The 16,427-nt window shown below is 44.9% G+C and carries 8 protein-coding genes and 2 pseudogenes; 4 read left to right on the plus strand and 6 right to left on the minus strand.

Features of this window, described 5'->3' with window-relative positions; all coding sequences use genetic code 11:
* Window positions 1-78: 78 nt before the first annotated feature.
* Window positions 79-777, plus strand: coding sequence for an SDR family oxidoreductase (locus tag FJQ87_RS10085; RefSeq protein ID WP_140932523.1), 699 nt, complete (start codon window positions 79-81; stop codon window positions 775-777).
* 122 nt (window positions 778-899) lie between these two features.
* Here the strand turns inward: FJQ87_RS10085 and FJQ87_RS10090 are convergent, their stop codons facing one another.
* Window positions 900-1,577, minus strand: coding sequence for a tRNA/rRNA methyltransferase (locus FJQ87_RS10090; RefSeq protein ID WP_140932524.1), 678 nt, complete (start codon window positions 1,575-1,577; stop codon window positions 900-902).
* 314 nt (window positions 1,578-1,891) lie between these two features.
* Here FJQ87_RS10090 and FJQ87_RS10095 point away from each other — a divergent pair, with 314 nt between their 5' ends.
* Both FJQ87_RS10095 and FJQ87_RS10100 read left to right on the plus strand, forming a co-directional pair.
* Window positions 1,892-3,505, plus strand: coding sequence for a phosphoethanolamine--lipid A transferase (locus FJQ87_RS10095; RefSeq protein ID WP_140932525.1), 1,614 nt, complete (start codon window positions 1,892-1,894; stop codon window positions 3,503-3,505).
* Window positions 3,506-3,580: 75 nt separating this feature from the next.
* On the plus strand, window positions 3,581-4,636 hold the full coding sequence (locus FJQ87_RS10100; RefSeq protein ID WP_140932526.1) for a GGDEF domain-containing protein: 1,056 nt from the start codon (window positions 3,581-3,583) through the stop codon (window positions 4,634-4,636).
* On the opposite strand, the pseudogene FJQ87_RS10105 reads toward FJQ87_RS10100, so the two are convergent.
* The 4 genes and pseudogenes from FJQ87_RS10105 to FJQ87_RS10120 all read right to left on the minus strand — a co-directional run.
* Window positions 4,616-5,104: pseudogene (locus FJQ87_RS10105) on the minus strand (IS3 family transposase); the annotation flags it as partial. The gene FJQ87_RS10100 and the pseudogene FJQ87_RS10105 sit on opposite strands and share 21 nt — an antisense overlap.
* Window positions 5,105-5,184: 80 nt before the next feature.
* Entirely contained in the window at window positions 5,185-6,708 is a 1,524-nt protein-coding gene (gene ltrA, locus FJQ87_RS10110; RefSeq protein WP_140932527.1) for a group II intron reverse transcriptase/maturase, read from the minus strand.
* 664 nt (window positions 6,709-7,372) lie between these two features.
* A pseudogene (locus FJQ87_RS10115) lies at window positions 7,373-8,076 on the minus strand (IS3 family transposase); the annotation flags it as partial.
* 494 nt (window positions 8,077-8,570) lie between these two features.
* The gene (locus FJQ87_RS10120) at window positions 8,571-11,312 is read right to left on the minus strand and encodes a bifunctional acetate--CoA ligase family protein/GNAT family N-acetyltransferase (protein ID WP_140932528.1); all 2,742 of its coding nucleotides are present in this window, start codon (window positions 11,310-11,312) and stop codon (window positions 8,571-8,573) included.
* A gap of 279 nt (window positions 11,313-11,591) precedes the next feature.
* Between FJQ87_RS10120 and clcA the strand changes: the two genes are divergently transcribed.
* Window positions 11,592-13,136 carry a H(+)/Cl(-) exchange transporter ClcA gene (gene clcA / locus FJQ87_RS10125; protein ID WP_140932529.1) on the plus strand — a complete coding sequence of 515 codons (1,545 nt, stop codon included), beginning with the start codon at window positions 11,592-11,594 and terminating at the stop codon, window positions 13,134-13,136.
* A gap of 201 nt (window positions 13,137-13,337) precedes the next feature.
* Here clcA and FJQ87_RS10130 read toward each other — a convergent pair whose 3' ends face one another.
* Window positions 13,338-16,130: a methyl-accepting chemotaxis protein gene (locus FJQ87_RS10130; RefSeq protein ID WP_140932530.1), complete on the minus strand. Its 2,793-nt coding sequence runs from the start codon at window positions 16,128-16,130 to the stop codon at window positions 13,338-13,340.
* Between the last annotated feature and the right edge of the window lie 297 nt (window positions 16,131-16,427).

A 16,427-nucleotide genomic window follows, 5' to 3' on the forward strand; every position in this document is an offset into this window, starting at 1 on the left:
AGAATTATGAACACTACCATTACTTGATTTATAGCTGTATTAGTTCAGACTAAATCTTTTTTCCTGCTAAGGGATAATATGGTAGCTCCAATTCGGCATTTGTTGATCACAGGTGCAAATCGAGGCATAGGATTAGGTTTAGTACGCCTTTATTTGCGAGCTGGCTGGCAAGTCACAGCGGCTTGTCGTTCACCAGAGCGCGCGGCGTCACTGTTGCAGTTGGCACAAGACTATCCCCTAGAAGTTGTTGAGCTTGATGTTAAATGTCACGGCGCGATTGCACAATTAGCCAAGGATATTCAAAGCCCTGTTAATGTGCTCATTAATAATGCGGGCATTTATGGACCGGATAACGTTAGTTTTGGCCATACCGATGCGGATCTTTGGCAAGAGCTATTTGCGGTTAATGTTATCGCGGCGCAAAAAATGGCTGAAGCATTTTTGCCGCATTTAACCGCCGCCAAGGGCGCCATTATTGCCAACATGTCATCAAAAATGGGCAGCATAGCGGACAATAGTTCAGGTGGTGGTTATCTGTACCGATCATCAAAAGCGGCATTAAATGCGGTGGTTAAAAGCCAAGCCATTGATTTGCAACATGCCAATATTGCATCCATTGCCTTGCATCCTGGTTGGGTGCAAACCGATATGGGCGGGCCGAATGCGCTGATTGCGGTAGAAGAATCTGCTCAAGGCTTAAAGCAAGTGCTTGATGGGTATCATGCTGACATGAATGGCCGCTTCTTTGATTATCAAGGCCAGCCGTTACCTTGGTAAACCTGTATTCGCTGTGTAGCTTCTGTACTCATTGCTAGTGATTAGAGACTAAAAAGGCCCAATGCTAGGGCCTTTTTTTATGCCATTTATTTAGATGTTATCAATGAGATAACGCCTAACGATTAGTTTATCTTCTTGAGTAGATCATTAAGTAACTGGTGCGCCATATTGACATCGCGCTGACCTAAACTGCTGAGATGATCAAGTAACCACGGATGCAATTTATCTTGCTCAGTTACAGTAAGCTTATCCAGTAACAATTCACCTTTCTGCTTTAAGGCTTGCAGTGAGCCATGTGAGGCTTCAACACTTTGCAATCCTATCATGCGGCTCACTTGCGATAAGGCGTAGCTATAGACCATTACCGCTTGGGCTAAATTAAGTGATGGATAATCATTGGCAAGCGGCACGTAGGAGAAGCGATCACACAATTGCAACTCTTGATTGGTTAAACCCGATGATTCGCGGCCAAAAACTAAAGCAGCCGAGGAGGTAGGAAATAGCTCAAGCTCGCTGGCCAATTGCTCTGGGGTTAAATAGGTTCGGCTTTGGCCGCGCTCTCTTGCAGTCGTTGCTATTAATAAATCAAATTCAGCGCGAATGGATTCTAAACTTGGGGCCACTTCAATACTTTCGAGTATGTCTTGAGCGCCATGGGCTAACCACTGAGCTTCGGGTTGTAAATGCTGCTCAGAATTGATAATGATTAATCGTGAGAATCCCATGGTTTTTATCGCACGAGCCGCGGCACCAATATTGCCAGCCCTCGCAGGTTCGACTAACACAATTGCAAGATCCATAGATTAAATTTCCGAAAATAGGTGTAACAAGGCAGTTGGCTTGTTATGGCTAACAAAGAGTAAGGACTGCATTTTACGGATTTTTGCCGCTGGATAAAGAGAAGTTTCAAATAGAGACAGTGTGATGCCTAAGTTAGCTTTACAACTCAATGGTACGCATGTTGACCTTGAAGATTATCAACAGCATAGCTTGAGATTAAACTTGTTTTACAAGATTAATATCTCTCCAGATTTCATTGATTAGCCTAGTCAATTGCACTAGATTTCAACTGTTTCAAATTATTAACATTTAAAGTTTGGTCTTGGAGTGACTCTTGTCGAAAATAACAACAATACCCCCAGTACGTTTTTTGGCGATTCTTGCCTTATATTATGTCGCCGTATTTAATCTGCCATTGTGGATATTTGTCCAACACGGCTTAGAAAAACAAGGCCAATTTAGCCTGTGGTTTGTCGTATCTTTACCTATTTTTTTATGGGCGGCGCTCGCCTTTATTTTTAGCCTAGTGAGTCCTCGACCTTTACTTAAAATCATCTTTATTCCGTTAACCTTATTATCCTCCATCGTCTTTTTTGCTGGCTGGAAATTAGGGGTAGTGTTTGATTACGGCATGATGGAAAATATTTTTCAGACTAATCCTGCTGAAGCATCTATGTACTTTAATCTCGCATCCATGCTGGCTTTTGCGTTATCGGGAGTATTACCTGCCTATCTAATTTGGAAGCTTAAATTTACTGTTCAACCCATAAAAACCGCAGTGAAGCACAGAGCAATATTTATGCTGAGTTTGCTGGTGATTATTGGCTTAATTGCGGCGTGCTTTATGAAAAGTTACCTGGCCTTTGGTCGCAATAACGATGAAATTAAGCGTTTAGTGGTACCAACTTACTTTATTGGCTCACTCGCTAAGTATATCAATCGTACTTATATCGAAACGCCTTTGCCTTACACCCAACTCGGTGTCGATGCCAAAGTAACTTCGACTAAAGCGACGCCGAATTTAATGGTGCTGGTGGTCGGCGAAACTGCCAGAGCGCAAAACTCTGCCTATTACGGTTACAGCCAAAACACTAACCCTTATACCGCCAAATACCCATTACAAGTGTTTGCCGATGTCAGCTCTTGCGGCACAGCAACGGCGGTATCTTTACCTTGCATGTTCTCGCGCTTTAACCGCGAGCAATACAACGCCCGTAAAGCCAAAGCCCAGGACAATGTGATTGATGTATTAGACCATGCTGGCGTCAATGTGCTGTGGATGGATAACGACAGTGGTTGCAAGGGCGTATGTAGCCGAGTGAAGCGTGTGACTATTTCGCTGGATAGCGATCCTGCCTTATGTAATGGCACCAGTTGTCTTGATCAAGTGTTAGTCAATGCCCTCGATAACGCCTTAACTGAACTCACAGATAATAATACTTTGATAGTGTTACATATCATGGGTAGCCATGGGCCAACGTATTATCAGCGCTACCCTGAGGCGCAGCGCCATTTCACCCCAGATTGCCAGCGCAGTGATATTCAGAACTGTGAGCATGAAGCCTTGGTCAATACCTATGATAATACCTTGGTGTATACCGATTACATTTTAAGTGAAGTGATCAAACGGCTTGAAACCGTTAAAGGTTACGACACCGCCATGCTGTACTTATCTGATCACGGTGAATCCCTCGGGGAAATGGGCTTATATTTACATGGCACCCCTTATGCGGTGGCGCCCAAAGAGCAAACTCACATTCCCTTGTTAACCTGGTTTTCCAAGGCATTTTTGCAGGAGAATCATTTATCGTTAGCCTGTATAGAAGAGCAAGCTAAAACAGGTCATTTTTCTCATGACAATCTGTTTGATACTCTGTTAGGGTTATTTAATATCAGCAGTGAAGCCTACCAACCCGCACAAGATATGCTTGCGGTATGTCGGCAGTAACAACTAAGATTTAACTAAGGCAAGCATGGGGTCATGCTTGCCTAGCAGGGATGAATTGATCAACAGGACTTGAACATGCCACTGAATGCTATTGCCAATAATAATGATAATGCGACCACACTGTTGCGACAGGTGATACCGCAAATGACAAGTCTCAGCATTCCAATTACCCCAAGAAATTATGCGGTTTGGTATGAATATTTTTCTGGTAAAAACCGAGAGCTAATTACTGCGGTGAATCATTATGTCAATAATGACCTCACTTTTACCGAAGAGATTAATAACAGACTGTTTCAGCAGTTTATTGAAGAACAGCCCACCGACGCTTTAGTCAAAACCCATGAAGTCACCGAGCAAATCATCACGGCCTTGATGCAGTCCATCACTAAGGCCTATTCGGGCAATCGTCATTTCGGTCAGGTGCTGACTAAATACAGCGAAAAAATGCAAGCGGCTGCCTCAGTCGAGTCACTCAATGACATGGTCACTGAGCTGTTAGGCCATGTCAATGAAGTCGTGACTGCCAATGCTACTTTGCAGGCCAATTTGACAGAGATGCGTGAGGAAGTGTCGTCACTCAAATCAGAAATGAGCCACTTAGAACAAGCGAGCCTCACCGATGCATTAACCTCCTTACATAATCGCCGCGCCCTTGAAAGCCATATGGCTATGTGCCTAAATAATCATAAAAAGCATGGCGTTAATTTCTCTATGCTAGTCATAGATGTGGATTTTTTTAAGAAAATCAACGACAGTCATGGTCATCAAGTGGGCGATAAGGTGTTGTCTTATATTGCAAAAATGCTTAAGTCAGCCGTTAGGGGCGAGGATTTTGTTAGCCGCTTTGGCGGTGAAGAATTTGCGGTTATCTTGGCCAATACCGATTATAAATCGGCGTTAATTGTGGCTGAAAGTTTGTGTCAACGTATCAGCGCCAAAGCCTTAAGTGTCGGTAAAGATAGGGAATCTATCGGACATGTGACTGTGTCTATCGGCGTATCTCAAGCTGATATTAGCGATGATAACGACGCCTGTTTTGCCCGCGCCGATCAAGCCCTCTATCAAGCCAAGCATTCCGGTCGCAATTGCGTAAGAGGCGAAATGAAGTGGTCAAGTTTTATTGGCCACTAACTTAGAATCTAATGCATATCTTTGCTCAGATTCATTTGGTGTTAGACCTGCATTGTAATGATGTGGCCTAACGTTGTTGTAATATCTAATGATGTAATCATTGATGTGATGCTTTGCTTCAATAAAGCTGCGGTATCCTGCAGTTGGTATCCATTCCACCTTAAGACTTCTGAAAAATCGCTCCATTGGGGCGTTATCCCAGCAATTTCCACGTCGAGATAAGCTTTGTGTTATGCGATAGCGCCATAAGCGCTGTCGGTATTTTCGGCTTGTATAATGGCTACCTTGATCGCTATGGAATATCAATCCTTGCGGGCGACCACGGCACTCATACGCCATATCCAGCGCCTTTAATGTCAATGTGGTATCCGGTGAATACGACATAGCCCAGCCGATAACCTTGCGGCCAAATAAATCTAAAACAACTGCCAAGTAGGCCCAACGGTTGCCAGTCCAAAGTAGAGTAAGAGGCAGAGCGTAGTCGAACTATTTCTCTGCTTCTCCTCTCCGAACCGTACGTGCACCTTTCAGCGCATACGGCTCTCCGCTTAATTGTGGCTAACAGCCATGGCAACATCGCTATAGCGAGACATGACAGTATTTCTAATTTCATCTCTGAGGTAGGAGTTTGCTTCTGGTGATCGCCATCTAAAGGGTAATTTAGGGCTACTCACTAATCTAAATAGTGACGCGCCACATAAATTTCCACGATTGCTTTTACCAAATAACACCCATGTCGTTGCCTGATTTGGTGTTGGACGTTTGATCCATGTCATCATTAACGATTTAATAGAACAACGATATTTTCTAGCCAACCACTTAGCGAGTTTCCAGAAAATAATACGATCAATTTTGCTGTAAACTTTCGCGGTGTAATCAGTATGTCGATAAAATTGTGCCCAACCCTTAAGTTTGCGATTGAGTTGTTCCACTTTGTCTATCTTGCTACAGCTATGATCCCCTGATAAAGCCTGACTCAATGAATGAGAAAATGCTTTGGCTTTACCGTTTGGAATACCAGTCACCACTCGCATATTTCCCTTAGGTCCACGCTTTCGAATGATCCTATGTCCGAGAAATATAAAACCGTCATTCACATGTGTAATATGAGTTTTATCCATATTTAACGTGAGTTGCAGCTTACCTTCTAGGAAGTGTCGACATTGGTCACAAATTGCCTCTGCTTGTTGTTTATTGCCTTTGACAATCACTAGAAAGTCATCAGCATAACGGCAATAAGCAACGGCAGGTTTCCATTGTCTGTTTTCCTCAACCGCAGGTTTTCGCTTGATTTTGATACTGTGGTTCCAGTACCAGCGGTCTTTACGGGCTTTCTTGCTCAAGTAACATTTATCCAAATATTGATCGAACTCATTAAGCATTATGTTTGACAATAACGGAGAAATTACACCACCTTGTGGTACGCCTTCGCTTGTTGCACAAAATAGGTTACGTTCAATGTGTCCAGCTTTAATGAAGCGCCAAAGCAAATCATTAAATCGACGGCAGTTGATCCGTTTACGAACACATTTCATCAATAATCGATGGTGAACTGTATCAAAATAGCTTGATAAGTCTCCTTCAATTATCCAGCGACCTCGAGGCTCATTGGATTCGGTCATTTGTAGTTTAACCGTGCGAATGGCGTGATGGACACTGCGCTCTGGTCTAAAGCCATAGGACAACGAATGAAAATCATTTTCCCATATCGGCTCCATTGCCATGAGCATGGCACGTTGAACTATTCTATCCCTAAGCGTTGGTATACCTAAAGGACGTAGCTTTCCATTGGCCTTGGGAATATAGATCCGTCTAGCAGGCATCGGTTGATAGTTACCTGACAGCAGATCATCTCTGATCTCATCAAGATAACCAGCCAAATAAGCCTGTATATGAATCTTTGTTATTCCATCAACACCAGGCGTTTTAGCACCTTTTGAAGAAAGCGTTACTTCAGCCGCTTGGCGAAGCCAATGCGGGTGACTGATAAGGCGCAGCAGTCGATTAACGCGACGCGTTTTATCGGTTGCTGTCCATGTTGCTAATTTACGTTGCTGTTCGCTGATTATCAAAGGTCTTCACTTCATTAAGGTCAGGTAATTTGCTGACGCAAATCAATTAAACTGTGTCCCTTCGCCATGTAATGGGCTTTCCCCATCTCAGACTACTACGAACACTCCGCCAGCTTGTTTGTCATCAGGGTCATGCTCCCTTAGCATTCAAAACAAACCTTCCCCGGTTTATCTACCTGAACTCAAACATATTGGGGTGGATGCCGATCGCAGTCTTTGACCTTATCGTACTGTAAGGTGATGATGCTTAAACGCAGAATTGTGATTTAACGTTTATCCATTAATAAGTACATATTTATTACTCATTAATTCGGCAATAGTGCCCATACGTTTAGCACTATTGCAGCACCATATTGCCTGTTAATTCGTGTAGGCAATGGCGACGTTTCAGCCCATAGATGCGGGTTAACCGGTTCATGTTCTTCATCCGTCCAATACTTAGTCTAGAGGAGCATCTTGGCTTAACGAATTCGCCTCACTCCCCGTTGTCAGCGAGTTACATCACCTTATCAGCATACGATAAGTCACTGCCGCTCAGACTCAACTATCTGCACAACCAGATAGTGCCATAAACAATGTAGCTCCTGCCGTAGTGTTCATGTATTTCAGATAGACTCGTGGTTCGTTAAAGCATTCCATGCTAGTGCTGAACTCCGGGCATACCGTAGGTTACATCGCCACACCAAACCGTATTTGGCTCAACAACATCAAATTGTCTATTGAGTAAATTGGGGATGTCTGTGTATTCATTTCCTGATTTTTTATAGCGATGCTGTGGCTGCTGGCAACTCACCAGTCCTAACTTTTTCATCAAGCGGCCTGCTCGATAGCGACTTAATTGCACATCTTGCGTTGTCGCTATGGTTGCAATAGTTCTGGCTCCTGCAGAGCCTTCACTTTGCTCGTGTATATCCTTAACCTTTGTTTCCAAGAGAACTTGTGCTGTGTTCATTGTTCTATCGCGCTTAAGCCAGTAACGATAACTGCTACGGTGAACTCCAAATACATCACATGAAACTGAGATAGGATAACGCCCTGCTTGATGGATTTTCTCGATTATCGAGAACTGTTCAGCGAGTCCGACATCAAGAGAGCGGTAGCCTTTTTTAATATGTCTTTTTCCATTTCAATGCGCGCGATTTTTTTCTTTAGCTCACGAATTTCAATCTGCTCAGATGTCATTGGCGAGGCATTGGGAGCTATGCCTCGACGCTCAAGTTTTAACTGTGACACCCACTTACTGACAGTTGATTTGCCAACGCCCATGGCTTTTGCTGCTTCCTCTTGTGTATAACCTTGATCAAGCACAAGCTGTGCGGTTTCAAGCTTAATTGCAGCAGTATATGTTGCTCGTGTTTTATTCGTCATTTTGCCACCCAATGTATACGCCCTAAGCATAATATTTGTTTCTTAATGGATGGCCAAATTAACTATGCCACTTCACACTCATATTACCCCTTCCCGTGAAATTTTTTGAATGGGAGCTAGTATATGTATGAAAAACAAAATTGCTATTGTTAGTAATAACTTATAAGCAATTATTTGATCAAAACATTTATTCTCCATCTAAGTAAAATTTCATCAATAGCTTACTGCTTGAACACTGGATTTTTCGATTTTTCATATAATTCAACCAGTGCAAAATGAGTTCAGTAACGAAAGAGTCGATGTCTTATTGAGATGGTGTTTTACAACCAGCAGCTGATAGCTATTTAGTAATGTCTAGACATGATGTAGGAGGTTTAATATGTGATGTAAGTGTATGTTATTGAAAGTAATAAACAAAAAAGACTCATATGGTGACCTTCAGTCGCTCACTCACAGAGTCTCTTGCTCAATTATTGACGCAACAATATAAGCCACTAATCACTCAGTGGCTTATGCATATGAATGAGCCTGTCTTCTAAATCAAAGGTCACGCTAAAGCCTAAACTTTTGGCGAGGTTAGCCATGTTGCGATTTTCTATCATGGTATAGCCGCTGATACTCTTGGTTTGCTTATTAGTGAAAAACACAATTAACTTTTCTAGCAATAAGCGGCCTATGCCTAAGCCTTGATAATCACTGCGCACTGCCATGGCAAATTCGGCATCGGTATTATCAGGGTCGATGGAGGCTCGCACCGCACCTAAGGTAATTTCCTCCCCATGCTCGTCGGTATCTATGGCGATAAAGGCCATTTCGCGGGCGTAATCAATTTGGGTAAATACGGCCATTTCTTCATGGGTCATGGCGGCGCGTACGCCAAAATAGCGCTTATATCTATCTTCTGCCGACAAGGAATTATCAAAGATTAAATGCTTAGGTTCATCTTCTGGCAATATCGGCCGTAACATCACGCGCCGGCCATTTTTTAAGGTGTGCCATTGCTCTAATTCTTTTGGATATGGCTGAATGGCTAGGGGCTCTATTGGGGTGTTTGCTTGTGGATAGAGCTTGATTAACACATCTAAGGCGGTGATCTGTTTGCCAGCCGCTAACACGGGATTGAGATCAAGGGATTCAATTTGCGGGCAATCAATGATCAAAAGCGAGATTTTGGTGAGCAATACACATAATGCTTGCCTATCTAACCCGAGCGGTAAGTGCCTATCGCGCAGCTTATTGGTCTTTAATGCCTGAATGACCATGTATCTCGCTAATGCCATATTCAGTGGCGGCAAAGCGACAGTGGCATCGCGGGTGGGTGACCATTCTGAGCCACCTTCACCAAGACAAATAGCAGGGCCAAAAATGGGGTCGGTAATCACAGCTAAGCGCAGTTCTTGCGCGCCCGCGGTGAGCGCCATTTTTTGCACTAACAGCCCATCAATATTGGCATTACTGTCTATGGCTTTTACACGCGCTTGCATGGCGTCTGCCGCTTGGCGCACTTCATCGCTGGAATTAAGGTTTAGCATGACGCCTTGCACATCAGATTTATACATGATTTGCGGCGATTGAATTTTTAGGGCTACCGGAAAACCGATGGTTTGCGCATGTTGGCAGGCCATATCGACATCACTGGCCGCTAAGGTAGTAATGGTATCTATACCGTAGGCCGCTAATATGCCAGTGGCATCATGGGTTTCTAGGTTAAGTTTGCCCGCTTGCTGCGCGGCGGTGATGATGTCTCTAGCATCTTGAATGCGGGTTGGAATGTTTTCAGGAATGGATTGCGGCACTTCTTGCAGCAACTTTTGGTTACGCCTAAATTCCACCAAATGCATTAATGAACCAACCGCGCCTTCTGGAGTGCGATAGGTGGGAATGCCTGCTTTAGTGAAAATCTTACGGGCTTGAAAGGCGGCATCTTCCCCTGACCAATTAGTTAAAATACTGACTTTATGGCTATTGGGGTGACTTGCCAGCAAGCTCACCACCGCATTGGCTATCTCAGTGCTTTGGTTTAAGGCCGAAGGCGAGTGCAGGAGCAAAATGGCATCAGCCAGTTGTAAATCAAGCATTACCCTTAGGGTATTGATATAGCGCTTGGCATCGGCATCGCCGCCAATATCGATGGGATTATGGCGCGACCAATTTGCCGGTAAAATCGCATTCAGTTGATTGATGCATTCATCACTTAATTCCGCGGGCTTACCGCCGCGTAAAATTAAGCTATCGAGCGCCAAAATCGCAGGGCCACCGCCATTACTGATAATGGCTAAACGCTCGCCGCGCAATCTATTTGGGTGAATTAAGCTTTCAACGGCGGCAAATAACTCAGGTAAGTCCAAGACCCTTAGCATACCGGCGCGGCGAAACACGGCGTCATAGACAATGTCATAACCAATCGGTCCGCCGGTGTGGCGTCTTGCGGCGGCTGCGCCTTCAACGCTGCGCCCTGATTTAATCACTAAGATAGGTTTATGTTTAGCGCAGGCTCTGGCAGCGGATATAAAGCGCTGTTTATTTTTGACTGAATCTATATACAGCATCACAGCATGGGTAGCGGAATCGCGGGCTAAGTAATCCAGTAATTCGCCTACATCAATATCACATGTATCCCCTAATGAGATAAACGCACTAAAGCCGATGTTCTTATGATTAGCCCAGTCTAAAACTGTGGTACCTATGGCGGATGATTGCGACACAAAAGCTATGTTGCCTTTATTGGCCTGCGCGTGGGCAACGCTGGCATTAAGACCTAGGTAGGGCAGAATAATCCCTAAGCTATTGGGGCCTAAAATGCGCATGTTGTAGCGTTTAGCTACATTCACAATATCGGCAATAGAGGCATTGGTTTGATTGGTGTTATCGCCGTTATCTTCGTTATCACTAGGCTTGCCGCTGTGGTCATAACTCTCATGGCCTATGTCGCTTGCCATGATAATGGCCGCCTTACAGCCTATTTGCGCTAAGGTTTCAATCAGTTGAAATACGCGGCTACCACGGGTGCAGACTATGGCGAGATCAGGGATGATAGGTAAATCCGTGATATTGGGATAAGCTAGAATGCCGTGTACTGCGGTGGCATTTGGGGTGACTGGCATCACAGGGCCATGAAAGTTATTGGCCAATAAATTCTTAATCACTAAATAGCCTGCGCTTTGGGTGCGATTTGACGCCCCAATAATGGCAATGGCGTTGGGCTTAAAAATACTGCGTAGGGTCGGTTGACTCATGTACTCTTCATCCGTTGAAGCTGATTGAAAGAGTGTACCTGAGGCCACTTAGCTTGCACAGGTTTTGCGCGCATTGGCCTTGAGTTACTTTAGGTTTAGCAGCGACTTAGCTGTGATGTAGCATCGCTTTAGCGCGGTAGCAGCGAAGGCACAAAGGAGGGGGTGCCTCATGAGTTTAGCTGTGCCATCATCTTATAAATTAAGCGTTTTTAATCAAGCGAGGCAGGGCGCCAATGCTATAGTTGTACCATTGCCAACCCGTGCAACAAGGCCACTCAATTGGAACCAAATATCAAATTCAGACAGCAACCGACCCGAGTTGTTCGGCGATTTATCGCCAGTCATAAAAGCCCCATCATCATCTTGTTGCTATCAGCTCTCGTCGGTATTGGCGCTGGCTTGTTATCGACCTTATTTGATATCTGTATTGATTGGATTGCTGATTTTCGCCGTGAAATGCTTTCACAGCAAACCGGTGTGATTTCCGATGTCACTATCGGTGTGGCGGTATTAGTCTCCAGTGCACTGTTAAGTATGTTTGGTTTTTGGTTAGTGCATCGCTTTGCGCCAGAAGCATCTGGCTCAGGCATTCCGGAAATTGAAGGCGCGCTCGATAACATGCGGCCAGTGCGCTGGTGGCGGGTTATCCCTGTGAAATTTTTTGGTGGCATAGGGACTATTAGTGCGGGCTTAGTGCTTGGCCGTGAAGGCCCGTCGGTACAAATGGGTGGCGCGGTTGGGCGCATGTTCTACGATATTTTTCGGCTCAAAGATGATGAAGGGCGTCACACCTTGGTGGCCTCAGGCGCGGCGGGTGGCTTGGCGGCGGCCTTTAATGCGCCGTTAGCGGGCATTATGTTTGTGATTGAAGAAATGCGGCCACAGTTTAGATACAACTTGGTATCAGTTAAAGCTGTCATGATCTCAGCGGTAATGGCGACCATAGTGTATCGCAGTCTGCAAGGACAAGAGGCCATGATTAGCTTGCCGACGTACGATGCGCCGCCCTTATTATCCTTAGTGTTATTTTTGCTATTGGGATTAGTCTTTGGTGCTTTTGGCGTGCTGTTTAACTATCTAGTGGTATCGATTATGGATAGTTTTGAGCGCTGGCATAAACATGAGCAGCGGCGCTTTCTTATTTTAGGGGCAAGCCTGGGTGCCTTCTTTGGTTTAATGCTGTTATTAGTCCCAGATATTACCGGTGAAGGCGTAGAGCTCATTCCTGCTGCTGCCCATGGCAATTATGCCTTAGGGGCGTTAATGGCATTATTTGCCATACGATTAGTGACTACCTTAATGTGTTTTAGCTCAGGCGCGCCAGGCGGCGTATTTGCGCCTATGTTAGCCCTTGGCACCTTACTTGGTACCTTGTTTGGCTTATTATGCCAACATTGGTTTCCATCCTTAGCGCTGGAAGCTGGCATGTTTGCGATTGCGGGCATGGGCGCCTTATTTGCAGCCACAGTGCGCGCGCCCATAACTGGTATTTTGTTGGTGATTGAACTGACTGAAAATTATGATTTGATTTTACCTCTCATCATTACTTGCCTTGGCGCGACTATGATGGCGCAGTTCCTAGGTGGCCAGCCTATCTATTCACAATTGTTAAAGCGCACCTTAGCTAAGCAAGCCGCTCAAACCGAAGCGACTAATCTTGATGACACTAATATTGATGCTGCGCGTGCTGATACAAATATCCCTGCGGACAATACTTCTGATATAGACAATAGCGCGACAACTACAGATAAAAGTGATGCCATTGCGACAGTCGCCGGTGGCGATAAGCCTGAAAGTAACAAGGACAGTGTGTCCAATAATTAATGCACAAGATTAACGCGTGGGTGCATTTAACCGTTAATGGTTACTATGCATCACTAAATGCTTAATTAAGCCTGTTAACGCAGCTAATGACACCCTGAATACGCGCTGAGTGTATGGCTTTTATGCAACCCACTCGCGGAAATAACCTCAACAATAAAGCCCCAAATCTAGGGGCTTTATTGTTGAGTCTTAATGTCCTAATTAACCGCGCATCTTTTGATTATTAAGTAAGAAGAATTCCAGCAATTTAGTCATGTCTTCGGCTTGAGTGAGCAAGGTTTCACTGGCAATGGCAGCTTGCGCCACCAGCCCAGCATTTTGCTGCGTCATCTCATCCATTTTGGCAATCGCATTATTAACTTGCTCTATGTCTAGGCTTTGCTGCTGCGCGCCGACGCTAATTTCATTCATGCTTTCTTGCACTAGGGACACGGTTTCAACAATCTCTTGTAAGGTGCTGCCCGTTTCACCGACTAATTGCGCGCCAGTGACCACCTTGTCATTACTATTACGAATTAACAGCTTAATTTCTTTAGCCGCGCTGGCAGAGCGCTGAGCTAGGTTTCTTACTTCACCGGCGACAACCGCAAATCCGCGGCCTTGTTCGCCGGCTCTGGCGGCTTCTACGGCCGCATTTAAGGCTAATAAATTGGTTTGGAAGGTGATTTCATCAATCACGCTAATGATGTCGGCAATTTTATCGCTGGCCTCTGTGATTGAGTTCATAGCAGTAATGCTGCGAGTCACCACTTCACCACCAGATTGCGCTTTAGTGCTGGCTTCTAAACTAAAGCTATTGGCGACCATGGCATTATCGGCGCTAAATTTGACCGTGGTGGTGATTTTGCCCATGCTGGCCGCGGTTGATTTTAATGAACGCGCTTGGGCTTCGGTGCGGCGACTTAAATCGCGATTGCCGGTGGCGATTTCATTGGTTGAATAAGAGATAGTTTGTGCTGACGTTCTAATTTGTTTAATGACTTGCGTGAGCTTATCTATGGTGCGATTAGCATCATCTTTCAGATTTTTAAGCCGTCCTTGATAATCTTGGGTGACTCTGACCGAGAGGTCGCCACCCGCCATGGCTGCCAGAATGCGCTGAATATCGGCTAATGCATCTTCAACTGTCATGGTCAGTTGGTTCAAGCCATTGGATAAGTTGAGGAAAAATCCTTGTTTACTCTCTAAAGTTAACCGGCGGGAGAAATCCCCTTTAGCCGCGGCCTCCATGACACCACCTATCTCTTTTTCTATGGCAATTTCGGCGGTTCTATCGGTCAGTTCGCCGACTATTCCGAGGCGATCACCTTCATCGTCAATAATAGGGTTCACGTTGAGGCCAAAATATTTATTACTCATGGCAAACTCAAAATAGTGATTACCAGAGAGACCATTGAGCACTCTGCGCTGATGCTGTGGATCTTGATGAAAGATATCCATAGAGCAACCGATAATCGCGTTGGGATTAAAGTTAGGGTTTTGGAGCCCCGCAGCAGTCTCTTTAATCACTTTCGCCGCCGCGCGATTGACATAAATAATCTTGTATTCGTTATCGGTAATGATGGTGTTAGTCGATACGTTATCTAAAGCTTGCCTTACCCGCGCATTCTCTTCACTGACGATTTTAGCCTCCGCCGCCATTAACCTGCGTTCTTTCTCATTGTGCTGAATATTATCCAGTGACTTATTGGTGGCTTGTTTGATTAAGAGTAAATCGCCTTTAAAGTCAGCCTCAATTCTATGGTTAAAATCGCCTTGGGCGAGTTTCGCCATCACTTGCGATATCTCAGAGACCGCCGTTTCACTGGTGGCAATTAACAGGTTAAAGTCTTTAGCGCATTGGCCGATTTCATCTTGACTGGTGACATCAAGACGCACGGCATAGTTGCCTTCCGAGGCGACCTTTTTAAGGGCGTTAGATAAACGCATGACAGGTTGAGTCACTGCGCGGGTAACGGTCGAGGCTATCAATATGATAACGAGAGTAGAGCAGCCAAAAATCAGCCACACTAACTGACTTAAGCGATTGACAGCCGCAAACGCTTCTTCGGCATTGATTTCAGCAATCAATGCCCATACGACATCGCCCACTTGCACCCAAGTATAGGCGGTAAGAACTTCAGTTCCGGTGTAATCGTGAATGAGCTTAGTGTCCGTTTGCTGTTGCAATGCGGCAATAGAGGCCTCGGTTTTTACTGAGGCGGTTTGGGGATTGGCAAAGGAGGCGATGACGCTACGCTTTTGGGGCTCCAGCAACGAGTCAGATCGCATTAAGTAATCTGGCCCGACTAAATAAGTTTCACCGCTAGTACCCATGCCATTGCGTTGGCGCATAATCTGATTAATGGCTGGCAAGGAAATTTGGATGACAACGACAGCTTGAATGCTGCCATCTGCATTTGTGACGGGTGCCCCGAGAAAGGCCGCTGGTTGATTATTGTTGATACTATAGGGCCTAAAGTCTTGAAACGTGACGCGACCTGTTTTCATCACTTGTTGCCAAATCAGACGAAGCGGATTGTTGACGTTTTTATCAACGGATAGATTTTGGCCAAGGTCGGTTAGTTTATTGGCTGTGTATATGACATGACCTGCGGTATTACTAATAATGTAAATATCGCTATAGCCATACACTTTGACGTAATTGAGCAGATTGCTGCCGTGCTGTTGCCACAGGTCCTGATATTCAGCGCTATCGATGGCGAATGGTTCACTCGCCTTAATGGCTTGCTCGGCGCCATAGAGATTAAGCTGCTTATTGATGTTATGAACATCTTCACTCCCCGCCAGCAGTTGAATATCACTCATGGCGCGTTCAACATAGTCACCCACTTGCTGTTTTTTGATTTCACGCATACTGACCAATTGCGCAAACACTTGTGCGGTTAAGGCGTTGGTTGAGTTCTGTAATGACAGAAAAGCCGTGATACCAAGAGGAACTAAGCCGATGACGAGTAGCAGGATCAACAATTTAGTGCGTAAGGATATATTCAATCTGCCACTCCTTTGGCTTGGGCTGTCACTTAGTTATCAATCGTACAGTGACATGGGACTCAATTATTTTTAGTTAGTTGGTGTGAATAGAAAGTGGCTTGATTAGTGGTTGCTATTAAGTCGATGTTAACCTCGGGTCTCACTGCATCACTGCATCACTGCATCACTGCATAACAGCATCTCGCTTATTCAATGAATATCTAATCTATAACATCATGGCACAGCTACATTCGTACTTATGACTTAAGAATAGTCTAGTCAAGTTATTGTAAATCTGATCTTTTTTGTCATCGGCTC

Source organism: Shewanella sp. SNU WT4 (assembly GCF_006494715.1).
Lineage (GTDB): Bacteria > Pseudomonadota > Gammaproteobacteria > Enterobacterales > Shewanellaceae > Shewanella.

What these genes read in the sequence shown, in the direction of transcription:
- FJQ87_RS10120 (WP_140932528.1), bottom strand. Translation starts at nt 11,312, where the DNA reads ATGAGTCAACCGACCCTACGCAGTATTTTTAAGCCCAACGCCATTGCC.
- FJQ87_RS10090 (WP_140932524.1), bottom strand. Translation starts at nt 1,577, where the DNA reads ATGGATCTTGCAATTGTGTTAGTCGAACCTGCGAGGGCTGGCAATATT.
- FJQ87_RS10100 (WP_140932526.1), top strand. Translation starts at nt 3,581, where the DNA reads ATGCCACTGAATGCTATTGCCAATAATAATGATAATGCGACCACACTG.
- FJQ87_RS10085 (WP_140932523.1), top strand. Translation starts at nt 79, where the DNA reads ATGGTAGCTCCAATTCGGCATTTGTTGATCACAGGTGCAAATCGAGGC.